Source organism: Roseobacter sp. (assembly GCF_039970775.1).
Taxonomy (GTDB): domain Bacteria; phylum Pseudomonadota; class Alphaproteobacteria; order Rhodobacterales; family Rhodobacteraceae; genus Roseobacter.
On the sequence record NZ_JBDVLG010000052.1, the window covers coordinates 70,537 to 88,882 of the forward strand.

Genomic DNA, 18,346 nt, shown 5'->3' on the forward strand with positions numbered 1-18,346 from the left:
GGGGGTAGGGGACCATGGAATACGGATTTACGATTGCGGCCTATGCGGTCGCGGCGGTTCTCTTCATCCTGAGTTTGGGTGGTTTGAGCGGCCAAGAAAGCGCAAAACGCGCGGTATGGTACGGAATTGCTGGGATGGGGATCGCAGTTGCTGCGACCTTGATCGGCCCCGGACAGGGGTTGGGCTTTGTCTCGATCATCCTGATCGCGCTGGGTGCGGCGGTTGGCTATCAACTGGCCACCAAGGTGCAGATGACGCAGATGCCCGAATTGGTTGCGATCATGCACAGCCTTGTGGGCTTGGCGGCGGTGTTTGTCGGCTTTAACGCCGATCTGATGATCAACGATGTCAGCGCGCTTTATGCGGAAAACGGTGGCGTTTTGGGTGCATTGTCGGCGGATGGCTACAGCGCCGTTGGCCTGCCCAAAGAGATCTACGAGGGGCTGTCGTCTTTCGGTCAACTGATCGCCAAGAAAACCGGCGTTGAAATCAGCATCCTTCGGGTTGAACTGGTGCTGGGTATCTGGATCGGTGCGGTCACTTTCACCGGGTCGGTCATTGCGTATGGCAAACTGGCAGGCAAGGTCGACAGCTCTGCGTCGAAACTGCCCGGTGGGCACATGCTTAACGCAGGTGCGGCGGGTTTGTCGCTGATCCTGGCGATCATGTATATGGGCGGATCGGGCAGCTGGACGTTGGTTGTGCTGACGGTGCTGGCGCTGTTTATTGGCTATCACTTGATCATGGGCATCGGCGGGGCGGATATGCCCGTCGTTGTATCCATGCTAAACAGCTATTCTGGTTGGGCGGCAGCGGCGATCGGGTTTAGCCTTGGCAATGATCTTTTGATCGTTGTGGGTGCGCTTGTGGGCTCTTCTGGGGCGATCCTTAGCTATATCATGTGTAAGGCGATGAACCGGTCGTTTGTCAGCGTTATCTTGGGTGGCTTTGGCGGCCCTGCGGGCGAACAGATGGCCGTGGAAGGCGAACAGATCGCGATTGAAGCGGACGGCGTTGCCACAGCCCTCAACGAGGCCGACAGCGTGATCATCATCCCCGGTTACGGCATGGCGGTGGCACAGGCACAACAAGCGGTCAGCGAGCTGGTCAAAAAGCTGCGCGCCCAAGGCAAGAACGTGCGATTTGCGATTCACCCTGTAGCGGGGCGTTTGCCCGGCCACATGAACGTGCTGCTGGCCGAAGCCAAGGTGCCCTATGACATCGTGATGGAGATGGACGAGATCAACGAGGACTTTCCTGAGACGGATGTGGCCATTGTGATCGGGTCCAACGACATCGTGAACCCAGCGGCACAGGATGATCCAAACAGCCCCATCGCCGGTATGCCGGTTCTGGAATGCTGGAAAGCCAAGCAGGTGTTTGTGTCCAAGCGTGGGCAGGGCACGGGCTATTCGGGCATCGAAAACCCGTTGTTTTTCAAAGACAACACTCGAATGTTCTATGGGGATGCCAAGGCATCGCTGGATAAACTGTTGCCGATGATTGACTGATAGCACGTCTTTTGTAGATGTGATGCGCCGCTCCCGAAGGGGGGCGGCGTTTTGCGTTTGGGGGCTCGGGCGTGGCTGGCGCGCGGGTGTTGCGCCTTTTGGTATGCGATGGTATCCACTTAACGCATTGATAAATATTTAGAAAATATTTGACATCGCTGGGCCGAGCATTACCCATAAGAGGGAACTTGGAGTTCTAATATGCCCCCGATCTGCGACCACCCGTTACGTTATAAGCTGGCCAACGAGTTACACGCACGGCCATTTCCATCGATGTCTGCGCCGTGTTCTGCGGTTTATGTGGCGATCAAACAACCCGACGATGCCGTGAGCCGGGACCGGGCGCAGGATGTAGCGCATCTTGTGGCGCTATTGGACCGCCACGGCGCGCCGCACCCACAACCCGGGGCCACGCATTACTACGGTCAGATCGGGCGGTATTGGCTCAAGTGGGAGCAGCACACAGAGTTTGTGACCTACACGGCCTTTGCGGAAAACGGGGTGGGGCGGGCGTTTGACCCCGCAGCATTTGATGTGTTTCCTTCTGATTGGCTGGATGCGGCACCGGGCCAGCGCATGACGTCGATATTGTTAAATATCGTGCCCATGCCTGAAACTGCGGATGATATTTCGGGGCCTTTGCAAGACTGGTTCGTCTCTGAGAGCTTGGCGGTGTCGTCGGTGTTGGATGATGCAGCTGTTGTGGCGGGGGACTTTCGGATCGACCTGAATGGGCATCTGAGGTTCGCGGTGTTTGTGGATGCGCAGACCGGTGCACGGCGCATTGGACGGATCGTACAGCGCCTGTGCGAGATCGAGACCTACAAAACCATGTCGATGCTGGGGTTTGCGCGTGTCCGGTCGTTGCAACCGCAGTTGAACGCGCTGGATACCAAGCTGACGGGGTTGATGGGCACGATGAGCGACGATAGCGCATCGGCCGACGAGACGTTGGAGGATTTGCTGGCGATTTCGGCCGAGTTGGAGACCTTATCGGCGCGGTCGTCGTTTCGGTTTGGGGCGACGGGGGCCTATGAGGCTTTGGTGGATCAACGGATTGCCGCGCTGCGCGAGCAACGGTTTCAGGGGCGGCAGCATTTTGCGGAATTTATGATGCGCCGGTATGCGCCTGCGATGCGCACGGTACATTCCGCCGAGGCGCGGTTGGAGGCGATGTCGGGCCGGTCTATCCGGGCGTCGAACCTGTTGCGGACGCGGGTGGATGTAGAGCGGTCTGCGCAGAACCAGTCCTTGTTAGAAAGCATGGACCGGCGGTCAGATTTGCAATTGCGGTTGCAGCGGACGGTTGAGGGGCTGTCGGTGGTGGCGATCAGCTACTACGCGGTGTCGCTGGTGGGGTATGCGTTATATCCGCTGACGCAGGTCACGGGGATGAGCAAGGGCATGTTGACCGCGCTGATCACAGTGCCGGTTGTGGGGATGGTGTGGTGGATGGTGGGACGCTTGCGCAAGAGCGCTGAGTAGGCGGGCGGGACGACGCGCTTTGGGCGGTGCCAAAGACGCCCCGCCCGCCGTCCCGTATTTTTAGCGCCCGCGGATGCGTGGATCTAGGGCGTCGCGCAGGCCGTCACCGAGGTAGTTGACGGACAGCACCGTGAGCGAGATCAGGATGCCGGGTAGCATCACCCGTTCGGGGAAGTCTTCCATGCGGGGGACGGCATCTGACAGCAGTTTGCCCCATGTTGGGAAGTCCGATGGGAAGCCGACACCCAAAAAGCTAAGGGCGCTTTCGGTGATGATGGCAGCCGCCAGCCCAAGTGTGGCCGAGACCATGATCGGTGAGATCACGTTGGGCAGCAGGTGGCGCCGGATGATCGCGAAGGGGGTTGTCCCGATGGAGCGGGCGGCGAGGATGAATTCGCGTTCCTTGAGGGCCAAGACTTCGCCGCGCACGATCCGTGCCGTTTGCATCCACGATGTGATGCCGATGACCCCGACGATCAGGATGAACATCCCTGTTTCGGGCCCAAAATTCGCACGTAGGGGTTGGCGAAAGAGCGTCACGGCCACCAGCAGCAAGGGCAGGATCGGCAGAGACAAGAACAGGTCCGTCAGGCGCATCAGCGGGCCATCCAGCCGGCGGAAGTAGCCCGAACAGACGCCGATGGCTGTACCGATGGACAGGGCAAGGCCCATCGCCATCCAGCCTACTGCCATAGACGCGCGACCGCCTGCGATGAGGGTTGCGAGGATATCGCGCCCCAGATTGTCAGAGCCAAGCGGTTTGGCCCAGCTGGTGCGCGCGTCGCTATCCCACAGCAGCGTATAGAGGGGCCGCATGTCTTTGTTGCGGATATCCAGCGCTTTGGCATCCACCGACCAGATCAGCGGCCCAAGCAGCACCGCCAAGGTAACGAAGAGCAAGAAGCCCCCGCCAAACAGCGCGCCTTTGTGTTTGCGGAACTGGTCCCAGACATCGCGCCATTGGCTGCGCGGTTCTTTTGGGGGCTCTTTGTCCTTGAGCGCCCCGTATTGTGCGGCATCCACGTTTTGGTCAGTCATAGCGGATCCTCGGGTCGAGCACGCCGTAAAGCACATCGGCGATGAGGTTAAAGAGGACGATCAGGATGGCAAAGATGAACGTCAGTGTCATCACCATCGGCAGATCGTTGGCAAAGAGCGCGGTCAGCAGCAGCTGGCCGATGCCGTTCACCTTGAACAGGGTTTCGGTGATGATCGCGCCGCCAAAGATCGCAGGCACGCCCAGAGCGATCACCGTGATGATCGGGATCATCGAGTTGCGCAGCACGTGCACCAATACCACGACGCTTTCCTTGAGGCCTTTGGCCCGGGCCGTGCGCACGTAGTCTTGGTTGAGGTTGTCGAGCATCGAGGCACGCATGAACCGGCTGATCTGGGCTGTGGTTTGCAGCGCCAGAACCATCACGGGCATGATCATCTGTTTCAGTTGCACCACAAAGCTGTTCCAGTCGGTGACGACGTGGGTTGTGTCGTAGATCGATGGGAACCAGCCCAGATTGACCGAAAAGACTACGATCACCACAACACCCGAAAAGAACGGCGGGATCGAAAAGCCGATCATCGACACAAAGGTGCCGGCCTGATCGAAGATCGAATATTGTTTGTAGGCCGAATAAATACCGATGGGCAGGGCGATCATAATGCCAACGATGTAGGACATGCCCACAACCCACAGGGTTTGCGGCATACGCTGGATGACGATGTCCATCACCGGCGATCTGGTTTGCCAAGAGATAACGCGCAGTTTGCCTTCGGAAAACGACGTGCCAAACCAATGATCCATCAGGACCTGGGGTTCGACCCAGAAAAATTGCACCAACCATTTCCAGTATTGCACATGGACTGGTTCGCCCAAGCCAAGGGCTTCGCGCATCTTTTGTTTGACTTCGGGGGGGACGGTCAGGGGCACTTGGGCCATGGGGTCGCCGGGGGCCAGTTGCAGCAGCAAGAAGATCACCAAGCTGATAAACAACAGCGTTGGGATCGACAGGACCAACCTGCGGATCGTGTATGTGAGCATGGGGTGGAGCCTTTATACGGCAGTCTTATTGTTTTTCGCAGAAGCGACGGTGTGCCGGTGTCACGGGCGGGGACAAACCCCGCCCGCACGCACGCGCATCAGTTGCTGATGCGGTACCAGTCTGCGATGTTCCACAGTTCGCTATCCCAGTCAGACATTTTCACACCACCAAGGGTGTTGACGTAGGCCGATGGGTTGCCGCGGTGGACCAGTGGAATGATCGAATAGCTTTGCATGATCATGTCGTTCATCTGCTTGGCCAATGCGCCGCGCTCGTCCAGGTTGGACGTGACGGCCATTTTCTTGGTCAGAGCGTCATATTCTGGGTCACAGAACCGCTGAACGTTGTTGCCTTGCCACTGTGTTGCAGGGGACGGGATGTCCGAGCAGAGCCAGCTGGTCATATAGGCCTCTGGGTCTACGCCCGCGAAGTTGTTGGTGTACATTTCGACGTCTGCATAGAACTTTTGGAACGTGTCAGGGGACCCTGGGTCACCGCCAAAGAACACTGACGCATCGATGTTGCGCAGCTCAGACCCGATGCCGATTTGGCTCCACCAGTCTTTGATCAACGCTTGGGTGTCCTGACGGACGGCGTTGGTCGAGGTTTGGTACAGCACCGACAGTTCAACACCGTCTTTGTCGCGTGTGCCGTTGCCGTTGGTGTCAACCCAACCTGCGGCGTCCAGAACAGCCTTGGCACCTTCAAGATCTTGCGTCAGGCAGGCGTCATTCGCTGTCGAGGCATAAAGATCGGGCGCGGGCAAAACGTTACAGGTGGGCTGGCCACCAGCACCATAACCGATCTCGACGATCAGCGCGCGGTCGATCGCCATCGACATGGCTTTACCAACGGCTGGGTCAGTCAGGAAGGGGTGGGCGTTGTCGCCACCTTTGTAAACCGCACGGTCGTCAGGCCCAAGGTTGGCATCTGCGTTGGTTTGGTTCAGGTGCAGACGTTCTACGGATGTGCCGTAGGCTGCAACGACGGTGCCTTTGCCGGCTTCTTCCATACGCGATAGTACGTCGGGCGCCAGTTGCAGGTTCCATGCATAGTCGAATTCGGCGGTTTCCAGAACAGAACGCGCAGCCGCTGCGGCATCGCCGCCACCTTTGAATGTGACGCTGGCAAAGGCAGGTTTGCTGGCATCGCGGAAGGTGTCGTTAGCGGTGAACGTGATCACGTCATTGGGACGGAAATCATTGACCACGAAGGGGCCGGTGCCGATGGGGCCAAAGTTGGCCGTTGTGCATTCTGGTGCGCGGGCACCGAGGCATTCAGCAAACTGTGCCTTTTGGATAATCGGGGATTCCGCACCGACAAACGCCGTGTAGGGGAAGGGTTTTGGCGCATCAAAAGTGATCTTGACGCCACGTTCGCCCGCAGCCTCGACAGAGGACACACCGTCAAAATAGCTCAGCTGCGCGCAGCCGCTTTCGGGGTGGGTGCAATAGGCGTGGGTAAAGATCAGATCATCTGCGGTCAGCGCGCTGCCATCAGACCATGTCACGCCTTCTTTGAGCGTCCACGTGATAGAGGTCAGGTCTTCAGAGACGCCGCCGTTTTCGACCGTGGGGATGGCTTCAGCCAACCACGGAACCATCACGCCGTTTTGGTCAAACCGCGCGAGCGATTCCAAAACAAGGCTGGCCGCTTCGATTTCTTTTGTGCCGCCCGACAAGAACGGGTTCATCGTTGACGGGGCTTGCCAATAGATAATGTTAAGCTGTCCATCGCGGCCGCGTTCGCCCGAATGACCATCTGCATAAACGGCCGGTACAAAAGCGCTTGCTGCGATTGCCCCCATTAAAAGGGTTCTGATTTTCATGTTATACTCCGTGTTGGGCACGTGTGTGCCAGACTTTGCATCGTTTCGAGACGACACATGTTGTGTTGCATATCGACAGGTTCAAACCGACGCCAGACGTTCTTGAATGTGCACCTAGATTATTCGCCCCCCGCAAATGCATGTGCACATCGAAGCAGCTTTTGGCGAAAAAGCAACCCTTGTCGTTGTGCGGTTTGTCGATTGTGGCTGCTGTCTGTTTGACAGTGATGTGCGCTTGGGCATAGCGTCCAAATCAATCGATTGTCAGGAGCTACGATGCTAGACCAAGCCCCCCAAACACCCAAGGTAGCCCCTATTGCGCGGCTCAAAGGCCTGCGTGTGGAATTCCAAACCAAAGACGGCCCCGTTGTCGGGGTCGAAGACGTGTCGTTTGACATAAATCCCGGCGAAACCGTTTGCGTGGTGGGCGAAAGCGGGTCCGGCAAATCGGTATCGTCGTTGTCGCTGATGCGGTTGGTTGAATTCGGCGGCGGTGCGATCACGGGTGGTGAGCTATGGTTTGACCGGCCCGATGGCGCAGATGTCGATCTGGCGCAAACCGATGCAGACCTGATGCAGCAGATCCGCGGCAACGAGATCGGGATGATCTTTCAAGAACCGATGACCGCGCTGAACCCGGTGTTTACGGTGGGGCGGCAGTTGACCGAAGGGTTGCGGTTGCACAAACACCTTAGCAAATCCGAGGCGCGCGCGCGGGCGTTGGACCTGCTGCGCGAGGTGCGCATTCCCGAGCCCGAACGCCGGTTGGATCAATACCCTCACGAATTGTCAGGCGGCATGCGGCAGCGTGTGGTGATCGCGATGGCGCTGGCGTGCAAACCACGTTTGTTGATCGCGGACGAACCAACAACCGCGTTGGATGTGACCATTCAGGCCGAAATTCTGGCCCTGATGGATCGGTTGAAACGCGAAACCGGGACGGCGGTGATGTTTATCACCCATGACATGGCGGTGGTGGCGCAGATGGCCGACCGTGTGGTCGTGATGTTCCGTGGCAATAAGGTCGAAGAGGGCCCTGTCGCCGAGATTTTCGAAAACCCGCAGCACCCCTATACCAAGGCGCTGTTGGCCGCTGTGCCCAAATTGGGCGAGATGAGCGGCAAGGCCTACCCCGAACCGATGAAGCTGTTGGGCAAACCGGGTGCTGAAATCAAACCGATCCCAGGCACGGACGAGGTACTGCTGAACGTGCAAAACCTGACAACGCGGTTCCCGGTCAAGGGTGGGTTCTTTCGCCGTACGGTTGCGAATGTCCACGCGGTCGAAGACCTTTCGTTTACGCTCAACAAGGGGCAGACCCTATCGTTGGTAGGCGAAAGCGGGTGTGGTAAATCGACTGCGGGCCGGTCGATCCTGCGGTTGGTAGACCCGCTATCGGGGCAAATTCATCTGGATGGCACCGATGTCATGGCGCTGGATCAACCGGCGTTGCGTCAGGCGCGGCTGGACATGCAGATGATCTTTCAGGACCCGTTTGCCTCGCTCAATCCACAGATGCAGCTGAGCGATCAGGTGGCCGAACCGATCTACAACTTTGGCACGCTCAAGGGCCAAGCAGTGCACGACCGGGTTGCGATGTTGTTTGACCGTGTGGAATTGCCGCGCAGCTTCATGCGACGGTTCCCGCACGAATTGTCGGGTGGGCAACGCCAACGGGTTGCGATTGCGCGCGCCTTGGCGTTGAACCCCAAGCTGATCATCGCGGATGAGGCCGTTTCGGCGTTGGATGTGTCGGTGCAGGCGCAGGTGCTGAACCTGATGATGGAATTGCAGGCCGAATTGGGGTTGTCGTTCTTGTTTATCAGTCACGACATGGCTGTGGTTGAACGGGTTAGCCACCATGTGGGCGTGATGTATTTGGGCCGTATCGTCGAAATGGGGCCGCGTGATCGGGTGTTTGAAAACCCGCAGCACCCCTATACGCAGGCCTTGATGAAGGCGGTGCCTATCGCTGATCCGCGCCAACGCCGCGACGAAAAAGACTTGACTTTCAAACCGATCCCGTCGCCCATTCACCCCGCCAGCCATCAGGCCGAACCGTCGCGGTACCACGAGGTGGAACCGGGCCATAAAGTGCTGGCAACCGAATGGGGCGGCTATGACCGCAGCGACGTGGTTATAGCCGCCGACACTGCGCGTGCGCAAGGCACAGCACAGTCTGGGGTCGCGTCCTGATGGCCCAACGTTTGTCGCCGCTCGAGATCATGCAGCGGTTGGTGGCGTTTCCAACGGTCAGCCGCGATAGCAACCTGCCCTTGGTGGACTGGGTCGAGGGCTATCTGGCGGATCACGGCATCACCGCGCATCGCTACACGGATCCGGACCAACCGAAGGCCGCGTTGTTTGCGCATGTGGGGCCATTGGAGGAAGGCGCGGTTGTGCTGTCGGGTCACACCGATGTTGTGCCCGTCGATGGCCAGCCCTGGGATACGGACCCGTATGAGGTCGTCGCGCGTGACGGCCGTTATTACGGGCGCGGCACCTGCGACATGAAGGGGTTTGATGCGCTTGCCATTTGGGCCATGGTCGAGGCACAGCACAGCGGCGTCAAACGCCCGCTGCAAATCGCGCTGAGCTTTGACGAAGAGATCGGATGTACCGGTGCGCCCCCGATGATCGCGGCCATGCAGCCGGTGTTGCCCAAGGGGTCAACCGTGATCGTCGGAGAGCCATCCAACATGTGCGCGGTGTCTGGCCACAAGGGTGGGACAGCTTATGACACGCATGTGCAGGGTTTCGAGGTGCACAGTTCTCTGATGGATCGGGGCGTGAATGCGATCATGTTCGGGGCCAAGCTGATCGACTGGGCCAACCAGATGAACGCGCAAAACCAAGCCGCCAAGCCGACGGATATCGCGGCGCTGTTTGATCCGCCCTTTAGTACCGTGCATGTGGGGGTGATCAACGGGGGCACGGCGCATAACATCACCGCCAAAGATTGCCACTTTGCGATGGATTTCCGCATTGTCCCCGGCGAGGACAAACGCACCTGGGAAGCCCGGTACCGGGCCCGTGTCGCCGAGGTCCAAGCAGAAATGCAGGCGATTGTGCCCGACACCCGCATCACAATCACCCCGCGGTTTGATGTGCCGCCCTTGCAACCCGAGCCCACTGGCACCGCCGAACCGCTGGTGCGGGCGATCACCGGCGACAACGCCAGCCATGTGGTCAGCTATGGCACCGAGGCCGGGCAGTTTCAGCAGGCGGGGTATTCGGCGGTGATCTGCGGGCCCGGCGATATTGCGCAGGCGCACCAGCCCAACGAATACATCACGATCGCTCAATTTGACGCGGGGCACTTGTTTATGCGGCAGCTGCTGTCGCGGCTGGCGGAATGAAACGTCGCTGCAGTCAAATGGCTGTTGGTGGCGGGGTGACTGACAGGCCATGATGCCCTTCCCGATATCGGACCAAACACCGGTGCAGTTCTCGGACCCTTTGCCAGATCAGGCGGATGTGGTCGTGATTGGCGGTGGGGTTGTTGGCGTGTGTACGGCGCTGTTTCTGGCGCGTGCGGGTCTGCGGGCGGTGGTGCTGGAAAAAGGCCGGATCGCGGGCGAACAATCCAGTCGCAACTGGGGGTGGATCCGCCAGCAAGGGCGTGATCCCGGCGAGTTGCCGATTATGATAGAGGCCCGCGACCACTGGCGGGCACTGGCGGCGCAGACCAATCGCGATATCGGGTTGGTGCAGGGCGGCGTGACGTATCTGGCCGAAACCGAAAGCAAATTGGCGCGGTATGCGGCGTGGCTGCCCAATGCGCAGGCGCACGGGGTGGATACGCGGCTGTTGAGCGCGCAAGAGACGCGCAATATGCTGCCCAATGCGACGACGCCCTATGTGGGTGCGTTGCACACCGCATCGGATATGCGTGCAGAACCTTGGGTCGCCGTGCCCGCGTTGGCCGAAATCGCGGCGCGCGACGGGGCGGTGATCGTCGAAAACTGCGCGGTACGGTGCCTTGATATTCAGGCGGGGCGCGTCGCGGGGGTGGTGACTGAACAAGGGCGCATCACGGCGCCGCAGGTTGTGTTGGCGGGGGGTGCATGGTCTGCGTTGTTCTTGCGCAATCATGGCGTGCGCTTGCCCCAGCTGTCGGTGCGCGCGACCGTCGCCAAAACCACCGCATTGCCCGAGGTTACGGCGGGTGCGATGGCCGATGGTAAGGTGGCGTTTCGCCGCCGGGCCGATGGTGGCTATACCTTGGCAGCCGGTGGGTTCAACGAGCTGTTTTTGGGGTGGGATGCCCTGCGCGCGTTTCCCAAATACCTGACCCAACTCAAGGCCGACCCCTTGGGCACACGGCTGTTGCCCGCAGCGCCGCGCGGCTACCCTGATGCCTGGGGCACGCCGCGCCGGTGGTCTGCCGATGCGTCCAGCCCATTTGAACACCACCGCGTGCTGAACCCCGCGCCGAACACCGCCAAGGTGCGCGCAATGACTCGCGATTTTGCCGCGCTGTTCCCAGATCTGCCTGACATCACGGTGTCGCACAGCTGGGCGGGGATGATAGATACGATGCCCGATATTGTGCCCGTGGTCGACCGCATCGCCGCCCTGCCGGGGCTGACATTGGGCACCGGTATGAGCGGCCACGGGTTTGGCATTGGCCCCGCCATGGGGCGTATTTTGGCGGACCTTGCGCGGGGTGTGGCGCCGGGGCACGACCTGACGCGGTTCCGGTTTGATCGGTTTAACGATGGCACTATTATGGACTTGGGTCCGGGGTTGTGATGCAATATTGTGCAACCAGTCCGCTATGTCTTGTAGACCCTGCGGCGCGCGTTAATATGCCGTCAGATACCTGACACGGCCAGCATTTGGGGTCCGCCCCCGTGCTGTAGTGCTGATGCAGATATCGTCACCCCAATGGCCCATGCCACTTCAAAGAAAGAGCTTTCATGCCTGTGAAGAACCGTTTTGCCGAACTGCAAGATGAAATTACCGCCTGGCGACGTGATTTACATGAACACCCCGAACTGCTGTTTGATACGCACCGCACCTCTGCGCTGGTGGCTGAAAAACTAAAGGACTTCGGCTGTGACGAGATCGTAACCGGCCTGGGCCGGACCGGTGTTGTTGGTGTCATCAAGGGCAAGGCAAACGGATCTGGCAAGGTGATCGGCCTGCGCGCAGATATGGATGCGCTGCCTATTTTGGAACAAACCGGGGTGGAATACGCCTCCAAAACGCCCGGTGCGATGCACGCGTGCGGCCATGATGGGCACACGGCGATGTTGCTGGGGGCTGCGAAATATCTGGCGGAAACGCGTAATTTTGACGGCACTGTGGTGGTGATATTTCAGCCCGCCGAAGAAGGCGGCGGCGGCGGTCGTGAGATGTGCAAAGATGGCATGATGGACCGCTTTGGCATCCAAGAGGTCTACGGCATGCACAACTGGCCCGGGCGCCCACTGGGCAGTTTTGCGATCCGGCCGGGTCCGTTTTTCGCCGCGACTGATATCTTTGAGATCGAGGTCGAAGGCATGGGCGGTCACGCCGCCAAACCGCAAGAAACCATCGACACGACCGTTGTGGCCAGCCACATCGTGATCGCGGCGCAAACCATCGCCAGCCGCAACGCGGATCCGGTGGATCAGGTCGTGGTCTCGGTGACCTCGTTCGAGACGTCATCCCATGCGTTCAATGTCATCCCCCAACGTGTGACGTTAAAGGGCACCGTGCGCACCCTAGAAGGGCATGTGCGCGATTTGGCCGAAACACGCCTGAAAAAACTGGCGACCGGCGTGGCCGAGAGCTTTGGCGCGACCGCCAAGGTCGATTACACGCGCAACTATCCGGTTATGGTCAACCACGATGAACAAACCGCCTTTGCCGCCGAAGTGGCCGCATCTGTGTCGGGTGATTGCGACGAGGCGCCGTTGGTCATGGGCGGTGAGGATTTCGCGTTTATGCTCGAAGAACGGCCCGGCGCGTATATTTTGGTTGGGAACGGCGCCAGCGCGGACGTGCACCACCCCGAATATAACTTCAACGATGATGCGATCCCTGCGGGCTGTAGCTGGTGGGCCGAGATCGTCGAAAAACGGATGCCCGCGGCCTAACCCCTAGGGTCGTGACAGCAGGTCGCGGTAAAGCGTGACCAATGTGGCGGCTTCGGTTTCTATGGAAAACCGGGCTTCCACATGCTGGCGCGCCGCGACAGACCAATCTTGCAGGCGCTGCGGGTCCGACAGGATCGCATCGGCGGCGCGTTCCAGCGCCCCTGCATCATCCGCATCCACCAACAGCCCGGTTTCGCCGTCGCGCACCAGTGCCTCGAATGCGCCGACACGTGTGGCGACCACGGGGCAGCCACAGGCCATTGCCTCGATCGGGGTCAGGCCGAACCCTTCCCACCGTTGCGGGGCCACGTAGACATCCAAAATACGGTACCAATCCGCCATCGCCTCGGGGGGGACTTCGGGCATGAACCGCAGCCGGTCTGACAGACCCGCCGTGTCTATCCGCGCGCGCAGGTCGTCCTCAAACGCGCGGTGTTCGGCGGTGGCGCGCCCCATGACCAGCGCAGTGGCCGTCGGGTGCTTGTACAGCAACGCGATCATGGCATCTACATAGGCATCGGTGCCCTTTTGCGCGCGGATCCGCCCGTAGCATCCCAACACCGGCCCATCATCGGCCACGCCCAGTTTGCGGCGCAACGCCGGGCGGTCTAGGCTGGGAGAAAACGTATGTATATCAATGCCGTGCATGATCACTTGGGCGGGCACCTGCAGATAACGGGCGGTTTTGTCTGAGGTTGCAACAACCGCATCCATGCGCCTAATCAGCCACCGGGTCAGCCCGCTTTGTTGGCGTTGCGATGCAGAGGTAAACAGCAGTCGTAGTTTTTTGCCCAATAGGTACCTAAGTACCAAGCCGCCAATCATTTCGACATTGCGGCGCGCGTGCCAGACCCGCCAGCCCGAGGGCCCGCGCCGCGACATAAACGGCAACGCCGACAGCGCAACCTGAGGCACGTCGTCTGGCAAGACCGGGCCCGTTGCGGCAATCGCGATCTGCGCCGATTGCACCGGCACCAACCGCACAATGGTCGCCGTGACGCCGGACAACCGACGTTTGAAATTGGGGGCAATCACGTCGATGTCGCGCAAGGCGGGACGGGGTGGTGGGGTCATCGGGGGTCTTCTTCTAGGCGCAGCATGTGGATCAGTCGGCTTGCGATCTGGCTTAGGGCGTTGGATTTGTCGCGCACGACGGTTTCGGCGGCCTGATGGGCAGAAAATCTGGCGGCGTGGCTGTCGAGCAAGGTTGCAACCGCGTCTGTTAACGCACGCGTATCCGCGACGATTTGTGCCGCACCTTTGGCCTGCATGTCTGCAAAGGTTTCGGCAAAGTTGGTGACATGCGGCCCTGATATCGCAACAGCACCAGCCTGCACCACCTCAAACGGGTTGTGCCCGCCGATGGGGTGCAAGGACCCGCCCAGAAACACCATGTCTGTCAGGGCGTACCAACTGCCCAATTCACCCAGCGTATCGGCCAGATAGACGGCCTCGCCGTTGCGGGGCAGGGAGCCTTCTGACCGGATCGCAACGCTCATCTCGCGGGCGCGGATCAGTTTGACAATCTCATCGCGCCGGTCCGGATGCCGGGGCACAAGGATCAACACCAGATCAGGGTGGTACACTAGAAGGTTAGCGTGCGCATCAAGCACGGTGGCTTCTTCGCCGGGATGGGTCGAGGCTGCCACCCAAACGGGCCGCCCCTTGAGTGCCGCGCGCGATTGCGCCAGCACCGCCGGATCCGTGGGCAGCGGCGCCGAGAGCGATTTGAGGTTGGTGCCCCGCGCCACACGGTCCACGGGGGCATGCATATCGACCATCGCCTGCGCCATTTCGTCGTTTTGCGTCAGGATCAGATCAAAGACACCCAGAATAAAGGATGCAAGGGCGGGATAGCGGACCCATGTCGCGCGCGACTTTGCACTGAGGCGGGCATTGACCAGCGCCATAGGGGTGCCGCGTTCATGGGTCATGCGCAGCATCCGCGGCCACAGTTCGCTTTCGACAAAGATCGCCGCATCTGGGCGCCAGTGTTTGAGAAACCGTGTCAGTGGGCCGCGTGCGTCCAGCGGCGCAAATTGGTGCACCGTGCGAGGGGGCAGGCGTTTGGAGACCAATTGCGCCGATGTGGCGGTGCCGGAGGTGATCAGAAAATGGGCACGCGGCAGCATTTCACCCATCTTGGCGATCAGTGCCAACACCGACAGGCTTTCACCGACAGAGGCCGCGTGGAACCATATCAGGTGCCCGCTGCCCGATCGGGGTTGGCTGGCATGGCCCATCTTTTCATGGGCGCGTAACGCCGAAACACCCTGCCGCCGTAGTTTTTTGATTTCTAAGTAGGCGGCGAAAGGGGCCAAAACGACCGTCGCTGCAACATAGACATAAAAGAGCGGCGGAACGCGCATTCGCTCCGTCAGCCGCCTGTGTGGCTCATGTGGCGGGGCATTTGGCCATCGAGCGCCTGGCGCGAATAGTCAAAATCATGCCCTTTGGGTTTCAGGGCGATGGCCGCGTGGATCGCGTCTTGTAGGGGGGTGTCGTCGTCTGGGTAGTTGCGCAGAGGCGTGCGCAGGTCGGCGCGATCTTCTTGGCCCAGACATAAATAAATCTCGCCGGTGCAAGTGATCCGCACGCGGTTGCAGCTTTCGCAGAAATTATGGCTCAGCGGGGTGATGAACCCGATTTTCTGACCGGTTTCTTCAAGCCGCACATACCGCGCAGGCCCGCCGGTGCGTTCGGCTAAATCGGTGACGGTGTAATGCTCGCCGTATCGCGCGCGCACCTCTTTAAGGGACCAATATTGGTCCAGCCGGTCTTCGTTTCCAATATCACCCATGGGCATCACTTCAATCCAGGTCAGGTCGATCCCGCGCTCGGCGCACCATGCGGTTATGGTGGGCAGCTCGGGTTCGTTGAACCCCTTTAGCGCCACCGCGTTCAGCTTGACCCGCATGCCCGCAGCCTGCGCGGCGTCTATTCCGCGCAACACCTGAGGCAAACGGCCCCAGCGGGTGACAGCCGCGAATTTTGTCTCGTCCAGCGTGTCGAGCGACACGTTCACCCGCCGCACACCGGCGGCATACAGATCTTTGGCATAGCGTTCCAGCTGGCTGCCATTGGTGGTGAGTGTCAGCTCTTTTAGGGTGCCGGCATCCAGATGGCGCGACATGCTTTGAAAGAACGTCATGATGCCTTTGCGCACCAAAGGTTCGCCCCCGGTGATCCGCAGCTTTTCAACCCCCAGCCCCACAAAAGTGGAACACAGGCGGTCAAGCTCTTCTAGGGTCAACAGTTCCTTTTTGGGCAAAAAGGTCATGTTTTCAGACATGCAATAGACGCATCGGAAGTCACAGCGGTCGGTGACAGAGACCCGAAGATAGGTGATTGCACGGGCAAACGGATCGATCAAAGGAGCATTCATAAAGACATTGGTAATGGTCTGCGCCAGATGCAGCAAGAGGTTAACGGCATAGGCGGCATTCTAATGCGGATGGTTTGGCCATTCATGCACCGGCTGGGGCGGGTGTTCGGGCCTAAAATATATGCGATTACGCCGCCCTATGCCGATGTGTGGCGCGGGCTTTGGGGGCTGGAATACTGCACGGCGCGGGCGATAGGCGCCCAGTTTTTCAGCATTTCATGGTTGTGAGGGGGCTGCTGAACCCGAATACGCCAGAGCTGCAGACCAGCCCTGCGACACAATCATGGGCGCCTTGGCGCGCAAACTAAAAAACATGCGACGGATTGCGGCGGTGATCGCGTATAATGCTCAACACAGGGTTGGAGGACACGCGATATGAAATCTATTCTTACGACGTTGGCTTTGCTGGCATCATCGGCGGTTCCGATTTACGCAGAGCCGTTTTCGGCGGATGTTTGGGCCGACAACTGGTTTGAGATGCGCATTGATGGCACGCAGGTGGCCCAAGACAGCGTGCCCATTACCACGGAGCGGTCTTTTAATGCCGAAAGTTTCACCTTTGAGGCGACGCGCCCGTTTGTGGTGGGGCTGGTTGCCAAGGATTTCAAGGAAAACGACACCGGGTTGGAATACATCGGGTCGCGCCGTCAACAGATGGGCGATGGCGGTGTGATCTTGCAGATCCGGGATCAGGCGGGCGCCCTTGCGGCGGTCAGCAACGCGGGCTGGCAGTGTCTGGTGATCCATTCCGCACCGCTCGATAAATCCTGCGAAGGGTCATCCAACCCTGTTGCGGGCGAAGGCGCTTGCACGTTCGAGGCCTCCGAAGAACCGGACGGTTGGGATCAGGCGGGGTTTGATGCCTCTGATTGGCCACAGGCCGCTGTGTATTCCGAACGCGACGTGGGCCCCAAGGATGGGTACGACGACATCACATGGGCGCATAACGCCGAGCTGATCTGGGGCCCGGATCTGGAACAAAGCAATACGGTGTTGTGCCGGCTGATGGTCGAATAACCCCATAGGAGAATCTGACTATGATCTGTCCAAAACCCATCGCGATTGCCACGTTTTCGGCGATGTTTTTCCCGACGCTTGTTACGGCGCACGAGGACCATTGCGATGCGGTTGTAAGGTCGGTCGCTGAGGCGGGGTTTGGGGGGGACGTCACGGTGACTTGCACGGATGACCACGCGACACTGACCTCAGACGCCTACCCCAACCACGACATGATGACGGGGATTGTCGGCACAAACGAACAGGTGCCTGTTCCCGCAGAATATGGCGCGCCGGTTCTGTTGGCCCCGACCCTTGGGGCCACGCCGCTGACCCGCGATGCCGCCTTGGGGGTTGCTGTGAACGGTGTGCCTATCTACGATTACACAGGTGGCGGCGAGATGAGCCAAGCCGACCTTGCCCACCATCAGGCCCAACATGACACGGTCATTACCCGGCAACTGGATGTTTGCGGTGGTCATGCGGGGCGGGGCGATGACTATCATTATCACGCTGAACCCGTGTGTATGATCGCGCAGATGGCCAATGCGGGCGATGATGCCATTATCGGGTGGGCGTTTGACGGGTTTCCGATTTACGGCAGTGCAAACCCCGATGGGTCGGTGATTGCAGAGGGGGTTTTGGATGTGTGCAATGGCCAGCCCGACGACAGGTTTGGCTACCGATATCACACGTCACCCGAGGCCCCCTACATCGTGCAATGCCTCATGGGGGAGGTGCCCGATTTTGACGCATTGCCGCGTGTGCGCCCGCTTTCGGCGGCTGCGGGGGGTGGCGCCGCACCGGGCCGTCCGCCGCAGGGTGGTGTCGAGAACCTCGTCTTTACCCAGACCAGGGGCGGCGCGCGGAGCATGGATTATACCTATCACGGCAAGGATTATTTTATCCGCTACCAACCGACGGGCACCAAAGGGTGCTACATGTTCACAACACAAACGGTAACCAATGCTGGGGCGCTAAAAACCGGCGAATTTTGTCGTTAGGCAGGCGGTGGT

15 protein-coding genes are annotated in these 18,346 nt (G+C 59.7%); 9 read left to right on the forward strand and 6 right to left on the reverse strand.

Features of this window, described 5'->3' with window-relative positions:
* Positions 1 to 14 precede the first annotated feature (14 nt).
* Both ABJH13_RS14175 and ABJH13_RS14180 read left to right on the forward strand, forming a co-directional pair.
* The gene (locus tag ABJH13_RS14175; protein ID WP_348406871.1) at positions 15 to 1,511 is read left to right on the forward strand and encodes an NAD(P)(+) transhydrogenase (Re/Si-specific) subunit beta; all 1,497 of its coding nucleotides are present in this window, start codon (positions 15 to 17) and stop codon (positions 1,509 to 1,511) included.
* 201 nt (positions 1,512 to 1,712) lie between these two features.
* Positions 1,713 to 2,996, forward strand: a complete 1,284-nt coding sequence (locus ABJH13_RS14180) for a DUF3422 domain-containing protein (protein ID WP_348406872.1) — start codon at positions 1,713 to 1,715, stop codon at positions 2,994 to 2,996.
* A 60-nt stretch (positions 2,997 to 3,056) separates the two neighbouring features.
* Here the strand turns inward: ABJH13_RS14180 and ABJH13_RS14185 are convergent, their stop codons facing one another.
* From ABJH13_RS14185 to ABJH13_RS14195, 3 genes are all read right to left on the reverse strand, one after another.
* Positions 3,057 to 4,034, reverse strand: a complete 978-nt coding sequence (locus ABJH13_RS14185) for an ABC transporter permease (protein ID WP_348406873.1) — start codon at positions 4,032 to 4,034, stop codon at positions 3,057 to 3,059.
* The gene (locus tag ABJH13_RS14190) at positions 4,027 to 5,034 is read right to left on the reverse strand and encodes an ABC transporter permease (RefSeq protein ID WP_348406874.1); all 1,008 of its coding nucleotides are present in this window, start codon (positions 5,032 to 5,034) and stop codon (positions 4,027 to 4,029) included. Before ABJH13_RS14190 ends, ABJH13_RS14185 begins: the two co-directional genes overlap by 8 nt.
* A gap of 98 nt (positions 5,035 to 5,132) precedes the next feature.
* Entirely contained in the window at positions 5,133 to 6,863 is a 1,731-nt protein-coding gene (locus tag ABJH13_RS14195) for a peptide ABC transporter substrate-binding protein (protein WP_348406875.1), read from the reverse strand.
* Positions 6,864 to 7,139: 276 nt separating this feature from the next.
* Between ABJH13_RS14195 and ABJH13_RS14200 the strand changes: the two genes are divergently transcribed.
* The 4 genes from ABJH13_RS14200 to ABJH13_RS14215 all read left to right on the forward strand — a co-directional run bounded on the left by ABJH13_RS14200 (position 7,140) and on the right by ABJH13_RS14215 (position 12,949).
* Positions 7,140 to 9,059: an ABC transporter ATP-binding protein gene (locus tag ABJH13_RS14200; RefSeq protein ID WP_348406876.1), complete on the forward strand. Its 1,920-nt coding sequence runs from the start codon at positions 7,140 to 7,142 to the stop codon at positions 9,057 to 9,059.
* Positions 9,059 to 10,222 (forward strand): acetylornithine deacetylase, encoded by a 1,164-nt coding sequence (gene argE / locus ABJH13_RS14205; protein WP_348406877.1) that lies wholly within the window; start codon positions 9,059 to 9,061, stop codon positions 10,220 to 10,222. Before ABJH13_RS14200 ends, argE begins: the two co-directional genes overlap by 1 nt.
* Positions 10,223 to 10,271: 49 nt before the next feature.
* Positions 10,272 to 11,618 carry an FAD-binding oxidoreductase gene (locus ABJH13_RS14210; RefSeq protein ID WP_348406878.1) on the forward strand — a complete coding sequence of 449 codons (1,347 nt, stop codon included), beginning with the start codon at positions 10,272 to 10,274 and terminating at the stop codon, positions 11,616 to 11,618.
* Between the two features lie 167 nt (positions 11,619 to 11,785).
* A complete protein-coding gene (locus ABJH13_RS14215) occupies positions 11,786 to 12,949 on the forward strand; it encodes a M20 aminoacylase family protein (protein WP_348406879.1) in 1,164 nt (387 codons plus the stop codon).
* 3 nt (positions 12,950 to 12,952) lie between these two features.
* Here the strand turns inward: ABJH13_RS14215 and ABJH13_RS14220 are convergent, their stop codons facing one another.
* From ABJH13_RS14220 to moaA, 3 genes are read right to left on the reverse strand one after another with little or no spacing between them, the layout of a single operon-like run.
* Positions 12,953 to 14,023: a glycosyltransferase family 4 protein gene (locus tag ABJH13_RS14220; RefSeq protein WP_348406880.1), complete on the reverse strand. Its 1,071-nt coding sequence runs from the start codon at positions 14,021 to 14,023 to the stop codon at positions 12,953 to 12,955.
* Positions 14,020 to 15,318 carry a 3-deoxy-D-manno-octulosonic acid transferase gene (locus ABJH13_RS14225; protein ID WP_348406881.1) on the reverse strand — a complete coding sequence of 433 codons (1,299 nt, stop codon included), beginning with the start codon at positions 15,316 to 15,318 and terminating at the stop codon, positions 14,020 to 14,022. Before ABJH13_RS14225 ends, ABJH13_RS14220 begins: the two co-directional genes overlap by 4 nt.
* 8 nt (positions 15,319 to 15,326) lie before the next feature.
* Positions 15,327 to 16,334 carry a GTP 3',8-cyclase MoaA gene (moaA, locus tag ABJH13_RS14230; RefSeq protein ID WP_348406882.1) on the reverse strand — a complete coding sequence of 336 codons (1,008 nt, stop codon included), beginning with the start codon at positions 16,332 to 16,334 and terminating at the stop codon, positions 15,327 to 15,329.
* Positions 16,335 to 16,397: 63 nt separating this feature from the next.
* On the opposite strand from moaA, the gene ABJH13_RS14235 reads away from it, so the two are divergent.
* The 3 genes from ABJH13_RS14235 (at position 16,398) to ABJH13_RS14245 (ending at position 18,334) form a co-directional block, all read left to right on the forward strand.
* Positions 16,398 to 16,562, forward strand: a complete 165-nt coding sequence (locus ABJH13_RS14235) for a hypothetical protein (protein ID WP_348406883.1) — start codon at positions 16,398 to 16,400, stop codon at positions 16,560 to 16,562.
* Between the two features lie 147 nt (positions 16,563 to 16,709).
* Positions 16,710 to 17,351 carry a PEBP family protein gene (locus ABJH13_RS14240; RefSeq protein WP_348406884.1) on the forward strand — a complete coding sequence of 214 codons (642 nt, stop codon included), beginning with the start codon at positions 16,710 to 16,712 and terminating at the stop codon, positions 17,349 to 17,351.
* 20 nt (positions 17,352 to 17,371) lie between these two features.
* On the forward strand, positions 17,372 to 18,334 hold the full coding sequence (locus ABJH13_RS14245) for a YHYH protein (RefSeq protein ID WP_348406885.1): 963 nt from the start codon (positions 17,372 to 17,374) through the stop codon (positions 18,332 to 18,334).
* The last annotated feature ends 12 nt before the right edge of the window (positions 18,335 to 18,346 follow it).